The following is an 8,859-nucleotide window of genomic DNA, read 5'->3' as shown; positions in this document are numbered from 1 at the left end:
CCACGAAAGCAACTTAACCCATCGGAGTCAATGGGTTGAAGTAACTCTTGTTCAAAGTGGTTTTACGATTTCAAGACCTCCTCTCAGTTCTGAGGACACGGTAATGATTGATGCGACGGAAGTAAAAATCCATCGCCTTAAAAAACAATTAGCGAATGATTCTGGTAAAAAGAAATGCCACGCTATGAAGGCTCAAGCGATTGTCACAAGTCAAGGGAGAATTATTTCTTTGGAGATCACTGTGAACTATTATCATGATATGAAGTTGTTCAAAATGAGTCGCAGAAATATCGGACAAGCTGGTAAAATCTTGGCTGACAGTGCTTATCAAGGGCTCATGAAGATATATCCTCAAGCACAAATTCCACGTAAATCCAGCAAACTCAAGCCACTAACAGCTGAAGAGAAAGCCTGTAACCATGCGCTATCTAAGGAGAGAAGCAAGGTTGAGAACATCTTTGCCAAAGTAAAAACGTTTAAAATGTTTTCAACAACCTATCGAAATCATCGTAAACGCTTCGGATTACGAATGAATTTGATTGTTGGTATTATCAATCATGAACTAGGATTCTAGTTTTGCAGGAAGTCTAGTATAAAATACGGACTAATCAAGATAAAAGAATAGTGAATCATAAAAATCGATTTACTAGATACCATAGTATCTTATAGTTGCTAATAAGAAGTTAGTCTAGCAGAATGAACCTCTCATTTCTCCCCTACTAGTCCGTAATTCGTTGATACATTTCTGGTCTTCTATCTCGAAACAAGCCCCAGTTTAGGCGTTCACTTGCTCCCTTGTCTAGGTCATAAGTAGCTAACAGAACAGCTTCTTCTTGTCTTTCAGCTCGTTCTAGAATAGCTCCTGTTTCATCCGTCATAAAGGAGGAACCGTAGAAGTCAAGACTGGAACTCTGTCCGCCATTTTCCTCACTAGGCGTGACCTCTTCCAATCCATAACGATTGGCTGAGATGACTGGAACAATATTTGCTGCTGCGTGTCCTTGCATGGTACGTTGCCAATGACCAAAACTATCCGTATCTAAAATTGGCTCTGAACCAATGGCTGTAGGATAAAAGAGCAATTCAGCACCATTTAACGCAAGACAGCGGGCTGTTTCAGGGAACCATTGATCCCAACAGATACCGATCCCGATCTTGGCATAGAGAGTATCCCAGACCTTGAAACCTGTGTTGCCAGGTGTGAAATAAAATTTTTCTTGATAATAATGGTCATCTGGTATGTGGGTCTTTCGATAAACACCCAGCACCTCACCATCTGCATCAATGACGGCAATAGAGTTATACAAGACATTACCATCTTTTTCATAGAAACTGATTGGTAAAACGACCTTTAGCTCCTTGGCAATGGTTTTAAAATGCTGAATAGCTGTATTGTCTGTCACCGACTGGGCATGCTGGTAGTAGTCATACTGACGTTCCTGACAGAAATAGGGACGTTCAAACAACTCTGGTAAGAGAATGATTTGAGCGCCTTGTTCTGTAGCCTGACGTACTAAGCGCTCCGCTGTTTGAATATTTGTTGCCACATCCTTGGCGCATTGCATCTGAATGGCTGCAACTCTTACATTTCTCATCTTTTTCTCCTATTCTGGGATTTGTTGGGTGATACAGTGGATATTGCCACCACCTAAGAGAATATCTCTGGCTGGAATTCCGACAACTTTACGGTCTGGGAAACACTCACTGAGAATATCTAAGGCTACTTGGTCGTTTTTATCTTGAAACTGAGGAACTAGGACAGCCTTGTTGGCAATATAAAAGTTTACGTAGGAAGCTGCTAGTCGTTCACCTGCGTATCGCTCTTCTTCTCCTTCTTCATAGATGTAGCCTGGCAAATCCTCTTCGGTTACAACTTGATGAAGAGCTGGAATTGGAAGTTTATGAATAGTGAAGTGACGACCTTTTGCATCTGTTTCTTGCTCTAAGAATTCGAGATCTGCTTTTGACATGGCATACTGGGGATCATTTTCGTCATCTGTCCAAGCCAAAACAAGCTCAGCAGGACCAACAAAGGCAGCAACATTATCGACGTGTTCATTGGTTTCATCCTGATAAATACCATAAGGAAGCCAAATAACTTTTTCAGCACCAAGACTTTCTAATAATGTGTTTTCAATCTCCTCTTTAGTCAAGTTAGGATTGCGACCAGGACTAAGCAAGCAACTTTCAGTTACGAGAATAGTTCCTTGACCATCGCTATGGATTGCGCCTCCTTCCAGTACAAAAGGTTTAGCATCATAGACAGGCCTTTCCAAGGCCTCAGCAAAACGACTGGCTACTTGGTCATCCTCTTCATAATCTTGATAAAGACCATCATAGGTGCCTCCCCAAGCATTGAAGGCCCAATCCACGGCTAATTTCTGGCCTTCATCATTGACAAGAATAGTCGGACCTGTATCACGCGCCCAGGCATCATTGGTGGGAATGTCTAAATAAACAACCTTGTCTCCAAGATAGGATTGGGCTTCAGATAGATAGGCCTGCTCCACCAAAAGATAGACTCTTTCCCCTTCTGCTATGGTCTCGATGATCTGAGTAAATGCTGCTTTAGCAGCTTTTCCTTGAAAGGGCCATGAACCTGGTCGAGTCGGCCATATCATGAGAGTACCATGGTGGGTTTCATACTCTGCTGGCATACGATAGCCTAATTTTTTGGGACTGTCCATCATGATAATCTCCCTTTAAAGTCTTGATAGCCAAAAGCTTTGAGTAAGCTACAGTCTCCCTGTTCGTCCATGAGATAGAGACTTGGCAATCCAATACCATTAAAGGTATTATTTTTGACAAAAGAATAAATGGCCATGTCTTGAAAATAAAGTCTGTCTCCGATTTGGACTGGATTTTCAAAACTATAATCACCAATCACATCGCCCGTCAGACAGGTATTAGAAGAAAGTCTGTAGGTATGGGCTTTTTCCTGTGCCTCAAAGCCATTTCTCAAAGGTGGACGATAGGGCATCTCAAGTACATCAGGCATATGGCAGGTCGCAGAGGCGTCTAAAACCAAGATTTCCATACCGTTTTCGACAATATCTAATACCTCAGTTGCTAGATAACCCGCATTGAGCGCAATGGCTTCACCCGGCTCGATATAGATTTCAAGATTGTAAGTTTTTCGGATACGCTTGATTTCTGAAATCAGCAAATCTACATCATAGTCTTCTCTTGTAATGTGATGGCCGCCCCCCATATTGAGCCATTTGACCTCATGCAAATAGGAACCAAACTGCTCTTCTACTGCTTTCAAAGTTGTCTCTAAATCATCTGCACCCTGCTCGCAAAGGGTGTGAAAATGAAGACCATCCACCAAATCCAGCAAATCACTAGGAATTTTATCTAGTGTAACGCCAAAACGAGAACCTGGTGCACAAGGATCATAGAGAGCATGATCTCCTTGAGTTGAACACTGAGGGTTAAGTCGCAGCCCCACGCTTATACCAGCATCCCGACAACGAGCTCCATGCTTACGCAACTGTCTCTCTGAGTTAAAGACGATATGGTCCGTTATCTCCAACAATTCCTCCAAGTCTGCATCCTTGAAAGCAGGTGCAAAAACATGGACTTCGCCAGGAAATTCTTCCCTTGCCAATTTGGCTTCATAAAGTCCACTAGCAGTCGTACCAGATAGATACTGGCTAATCATGGGATAGGTTTTGTAGAGGGAATATGCCTTCTGGGCAAGCAAAACCTTGCAACCGGCTTCTTCTTGTACATATTGTAAAATGCGACAGTTGTCTTCTAACTTTGCCAAGTCAATGACGTAAGCTGGTGTTGGTACTTGTTCTAGCTTCATTAGTCCACCATTTGTGGATTTTCAACCACAACCCAAGGCAAGCCATACTCATTCAGAGATTCCATGAATGGATCTGGATCCAATTCTTCAAGGTTGTAAACTCCAGCTTGTTTCCAAGTACCGTTCATAACCAATTTTGTCCCAATCATGGCTGGAACGCCTGTCGTGTAAGAAATAGCTTGTGAACCAACTTCTGCGTAACATTCCTGATGGTCGCAAACATTGTAGATGTAGATAGTCTTTTCAACGCCATCTTTGACACCTGTAAAGATACAACCGATATTGGTTTTACCAACCGTGCGCGGTCCAAGGCTAGCAGGATCAGGAAGCAAGGCTTTCAAGAATTGAATCGGAACGATGTCTTGTCCATTAAAGTTAATGGCATCCGTACGAAGGAGTCCAACATTTTCAAGACATTTCATGTGCGTCAAGTAAGATTGACCAAAGGTCATAAAGAAGCGAATGCGTTTAACACCTGGAATGTTCTTAGCCAATGATTCGATTTCTTCATGGTGAAGGAGATACATATCTTTTTGTCCAACTTGAGGGAAATCATACTCACGCTTGATAGACATAGCTTCGACTTCGACCCATTTCCCATCTTCCCAGTAAGAACCTGGCGCAGAAACCTCGCGGAGATTGATTTCTGGGTTGAAGTTTGTCGCAAATGGATAACCGTGGTCTCCACCATTACAGTCTAAAATGTCGATATAGTGGATTTCATCAAAATAGTGTTTGAGGGCATAAGCTGAAAAGACACTGGTCACACCTGGGTCAAAACCAGAACCAAGAAGAGCAGTCAAGCCTGCTTCTTTGAATTTCTCTTGATAAGCCCATTGCCATGAGTAGTCAAAGTAGGCTGTAAAGCCAAGTTCCTTACAACGTTTCTCATAGATGGCACGCCACTCAGGATCTTCTGTATCCTCAGCCTCGTAGTTGGCTGTATCGATATAGTGAACACCTGTTGCCAAACAAGCGTCCATAATGGTTAAATCTTGATATGGTAAAGCTACGTTCAAAACAGCTTCTGGCTTGTAGCTTTCAATCAGGGCAATCACTTCTTCAACCTTATCAGCATCAAGTGCTGCAGTTTCAATTTTAGTACTTGTTTTGCCTTCTAGCTTCGCTTTCAAGTCATCGCATTTTGACTTGGTACGGCTAGCAATCATAATCTCTGTAAATGTTTCGCTATCTTGACAAATCTTTGAAATAGCAACTTGGGCAACGCCCCCACAACCAATAACTAGTAAACGACTCATTTTTTTCCTTCCTCTTCTTCTAAAATGTCCTCAACATACTTGGGCAACATAAAGGATCCCACGTGTAAGTTTGCAGTGTAGTATTCTGTGAAAAGCTGGCGTTTTTTCCAACCTTCCTTGTCAAAATCTTTGACAGGGTGGTATTTTTTCGATGCAAATCCAAACAACCAATAACCAGCTGGGCTAGTTGGAATATGGGCCTGATAAACCCGACTGATTGGAAAGGCTTGATTGACCTTGCGGTGCATGCTTCGGCAGGCCGACTCATCCTCGTCAAAGAAGGGACTCCCATGCTGGTAAATCATGATGCCATCTTCTTTCAGAGCACGATAACTATTACCGTAAAATTCCTTGGTAAAGAGCCCTTCCGTATGACCAAATGGATCTGTCGCATCGTTGATGATAATATCGTAGTCATCTTCACAGTTTCGCAAAAAGCGTAGCCCATTTTGGTAGTAAATGGTAACACGAGGATCATCTAGCCCTGCAGCAAAATCTGGGAAATACTCACGACAGACTTCAACTAGCATCTCATCCGGTTCCACAATATCGATTTGTTCCAATTCTGGATACAGTGTCAAAACTTGGGCAACACCGCCGTCGCCACCTCCAATAACCAAGACTTTCTTGGGATTTGGGTGGACAGCCATGGGAACGTGGACAGTCATTTCATTATAGACAAAATCATCCGCATCTGAAAACAAGACATGCCCATTTAAAATCAGTATTTTCCCAAAAGCTGGGGTATCCAAGACTTCGATATCCTGCCATTCACTTTTACCAGCGTAGAGTTGCTTGGCTGTTCTCAGGGACAATTTCACATCTGGAGTATGAACTTCAGAAAACCATAAATCCATCTAGATCTCCTTTCTCTTAATGACGTTGATGTGATTGACCTCTGGATCTTCCGTCCCTTGGAGGGAGCAACCACGTTCCTTGGCAAATTGGACATAATCCACAATCTCTCGTGTAATGCGTTCACCAGGAGCCAAGATAGGAATCCCTGGAGGATAGCACATGACAAATTCTCCACAGACTTGTCCAACAGATTCGTCTAAAGACAAACTTCTTCTCTCTGAATAGAAGGCTTCTTGTGGAGATAACACCAACTCGGGCTGAATATATTCTCCTGCTATCAAGTCCTTCCCATCTCGTGAATAGAGTCTCTTGATGTCAGCCAAAGCACCGACCAAGCGCTCGATGTCTTGGATGCGGTCACCAATCGAAATATAGGCCAAGATATTGCCAATATCACCAAACTCAATCTGAATGTCGTATTCGTCTCGTAGGAAGTCATAAACCTCGATACCTGTTAAGCCAATACCCTGAGTGTAAACTGACAGCTTGGTTACATCAAAATCACAGACCGACACACCATCTATTAACTCTTTTGAGTAGGCATAGTATCCACCGATAGCATTGATTTCACGACGAGCGTACTCGGATAGCTCAATGACCTTCTCAAACGACTCTTTACCACGAAGGGCCAAGTTGCGACGTGAAATATCCAAACTAGCCATCAACAGGTAAGAAGCAGATGTTGATTGGGTCAGGTTGATGATCTGACGAACGTATTCAGAATTCATCTGCTCCCCGATAAGTAAAATGGAGCTTTGGGTCAAACTCCCACCAGACTTATGCATGGAAACTGCTGCCATATCAGCCCCTGCATCCATAGCAGAAATTGGAAGTTTATCAGTGAAATGCAAATGCGCTCCGTGGGCTTCATCTACTAAAACCATCATGCCAGCTTCATGAGCCATTTCCGTTAAACCTTTAAGATCTGAACAGATGCCGTAGTAAGTGGGATTGTTAATCAAAATGGCCTTGGCATCTGGATGGTCCTTTATGGCCTTGGCTACTCGGTCATTTTCAAGACCTAAAGCGATACCAATCTTAGGATCCACACTCATCTCGATATAGATGGGAATGGCACCACATAGAACCAGCGCATTGATAGCAGATTTATGGACATTACGTGGCAGAATAATCTTATCTCCAGCCTTGCAGGTTGACAGAATCATAGTCTGCACCGATGAAGTTGTTCCACCAATCATGAGAAAAGCATGGGTTGCTCCAAAAGCATCAGCTGTCAGCTCCTCTGCATCCCGAATAATCGAAATGGGGTGACCAAGATTATCCAAGGGTTTCATCGAATTAACATCAATGCCAACACATTTTTCACCTAACAGTTCGACAAGTTCTGGATTTCCTCGTCCACGCTTGTGACCTGGAACATCAAAGGGAACAATCCTTTTCTTGCGTAACTTCACCAAAGCCTCATAAATTGGGGCTTGGTTTTGATCTAACTTCTTCAAGACTTACTCCTTTACCGTATTTTTAGTGCCTCAAGAAGATAAAGGCGACTAAAGGTTGACTCATGAAAAAAGAGCAGGTTTCCACCTGCTCTGCAATCTTCTGACGTTTTTATGTTTGTTTCTGTTGAGTATGTCTGTTCCCGATGTTTCCTAACTCTCTAGTAGCAAATATTACGTACTTTATTGATCGTTTCACAAGATGACGTGTGCTTTCACCACACTAAAAATTTATGAATTAGGACAAGTGTCCTAACATCAACTTATAAAAGTAGGCTTTTAACCCTATCAATAATGTGGTTTTTCAACCACGCTTCGGCATTCAACCCTGCCTGTCCGTAGGCATTTTTTACTCGGGTTTATATTTGCTAGAAAACATCATCTCATTTTCTAAGCTTTATTACTATATCATGTTTTTAAGAACTTGTAAAGCCTTTTACGAAAAAAATATAAAAAGTTCGCAAAATAGTTGGATTTTATTTGATTTAATACTCATTATTCTCTTGTAAACGATTATAAAGTGAACAAAATGTTTATCCTATTTAATTTAAAATTTTTTATGCTATTCTATACTCTTTACCTTCGGTGTTTAATCTATCAGAGAAGATGTCGATATTTTTATATCATTAAAATCGTGCAACTTTTTTCAGATACTTTTAAAAGATTGATTTCATTACCTCTTTCCTTTATACTGGATAAAAAGGAGAATAGTATGTCAGAAACAAATCACAAAATTGATTCAAATTTTGCAGGTCGTTTAAATATCCTGCGTGCGGGTGTTCTTGGTGCCAATGATGGGATTATTTCCATTGCTGGTGTGGTTATCGGAGTTGCTAGTGCCACGACCAATATCTGGATTATCTTTTTATCAGGATTTGCAGCTATCTTAGCTGGTGCCTTTTCAATGGCTGGTGGAGCATATGTATCCGTTTCAACTCAAAAAGATACTGAGGAAGCAGCCGTTGCGCGTGAGCAGCTCTTGCTAGACCAAGATATGGAACTAGCCAAAAAGTCCCTCTATGCTGCCTATATCCAAAATGGAGAATGCGAAACCTCTGCTCAACTTTTGACTAACAAAGCCTTTTTAAATAATCCACTCAAGGCTTTGGTAGAGGAAAAATACGGTATTGAGTATGAAGAGTTTACCAATCCTTGGCATGCTGCTATCTCTAGCTTTATTTCTTTTTTCCTTGGTAGCTTACCACCAATGCTGTCAGTAACTATTTTCCCAAGTGAATACCGCATTCCTGCTACTGTCCTTATCGTCGGTGTGGCCCTTCTTCTCACTGGTTACACTAGTGCCAAACTTGGAAAAGCCCCAACCAAAACAGCTATGATTCGGAACCTAGCTATTGGTCTTTTAACCATGGGAGTTACCTTTCTGCTAGGACAACTTTTCAGCATTTAATACTCTTCGAAAATCTCTTCAAACCACGTCAGCTTCGCCTTGTCGTATATATGTTACTGACTT

8 protein-coding genes are annotated in these 8,859 nt (G+C 41.9%); 2 read left to right on the top strand and 6 right to left on the bottom strand.

The features are described 5' to 3' along the window. Positions 1-574 (top strand): transposase (locus tag HT693_RS07705; protein ID WP_172925093.1); only part of this gene is annotated, 574 nt, incomplete at its 5' end. 145 nt (positions 575-719) lie between these two features. Here the strand turns inward: HT693_RS07705 and aguB are convergent. The 6 genes from aguB to HT693_RS07675 are packed head-to-tail and all read right to left on the bottom strand — an operon-like array spanning position 720 to position 7,391. Beyond that, positions 720-1,595 (bottom strand): N-carbamoylputrescine amidase, encoded by an 876-nt coding sequence (gene aguB / locus HT693_RS07700; protein ID WP_050208470.1) that lies wholly within the window; start codon positions 1,593-1,595, stop codon positions 720-722. 9 nt (positions 1,596-1,604) lie between these two features. After that, positions 1,605-2,690: an agmatine deiminase gene (aguA, locus tag HT693_RS07695; RefSeq protein WP_050208467.1), complete on the bottom strand. Its 1,086-nt coding sequence runs from the start codon at positions 2,688-2,690 to the stop codon at positions 1,605-1,607. After that, positions 2,687-3,814, bottom strand: coding sequence for a carboxynorspermidine decarboxylase (nspC, locus tag HT693_RS07690; RefSeq protein WP_101514710.1), 1,128 nt, complete (start codon positions 3,812-3,814; stop codon positions 2,687-2,689). Before nspC ends, aguA begins: the two co-directional genes overlap by 4 nt. Further along, on the bottom strand, positions 3,814-5,073 hold the full coding sequence (locus tag HT693_RS07685; RefSeq protein ID WP_023934027.1) for a saccharopine dehydrogenase family protein: 1,260 nt from the start codon (positions 5,071-5,073) through the stop codon (positions 3,814-3,816). The genes nspC and HT693_RS07685 overlap by 1 nt, the downstream gene beginning before the upstream one ends. Further along, the gene (gene speE / locus HT693_RS07680) at positions 5,070-5,930 is read right to left on the bottom strand and encodes a polyamine aminopropyltransferase (protein ID WP_000366717.1); all 861 of its coding nucleotides are present in this window, start codon (positions 5,928-5,930) and stop codon (positions 5,070-5,072) included. The genes HT693_RS07685 and speE overlap by 4 nt, the downstream gene beginning before the upstream one ends. Further along, entirely contained in the window at positions 5,931-7,391 is a 1,461-nt protein-coding gene (locus tag HT693_RS07675; protein WP_138703876.1) for an aminotransferase class I/II-fold pyridoxal phosphate-dependent enzyme, read from the bottom strand. It lies immediately after the preceding gene. Between the two features lie 709 nt (positions 7,392-8,100). On the opposite strand from HT693_RS07675, the gene HT693_RS07670 reads away from it, so the two are divergent. Next, the gene (locus tag HT693_RS07670) at positions 8,101-8,796 is read left to right on the top strand and encodes a VIT family protein (protein WP_000005270.1); all 696 of its coding nucleotides are present in this window, start codon (positions 8,101-8,103) and stop codon (positions 8,794-8,796) included. The last annotated feature ends 63 nt before the right edge of the window (positions 8,797-8,859 follow it).

The sequence above is a fragment of the Streptococcus sp. 2154 genome, from assembly GCF_013277255.1.
GTDB classification, from domain to species: Bacteria; Bacillota; Bacilli; order Lactobacillales; family Streptococcaceae; genus Streptococcus; species Streptococcus pseudopneumoniae.
This window is presented reverse-complemented; position numbering and strand designations above follow the sequence as displayed.

Coding starts and splice junctions, on each gene's coding strand:
- aguB (WP_050208470.1), bottom strand. CDS start 1,595: ATGAGAAATGTAAGAGTTGCAGCCATTCAGATGCAATGCGCCAAGGAT.
- aguA (WP_050208467.1), bottom strand. CDS start 2,690: ATGATGGACAGTCCCAAAAAATTAGGCTATCGTATGCCAGCAGAGTAT.
- nspC (WP_101514710.1), bottom strand. CDS start 3,814: ATGAAGCTAGAACAAGTACCAACACCAGCTTACGTCATTGACTTGGCA.
- HT693_RS07685 (WP_023934027.1), bottom strand. CDS start 5,073: ATGAGTCGTTTACTAGTTATTGGTTGTGGGGGCGTTGCCCAAGTTGCT.
- speE (WP_000366717.1), bottom strand. CDS start 5,930: ATGGATTTATGGTTTTCTGAAGTTCATACTCCAGATGTGAAATTGTCC.
- HT693_RS07670 (WP_000005270.1), top strand. CDS start 8,101: ATGTCAGAAACAAATCACAAAATTGATTCAAATTTTGCAGGTCGTTTA.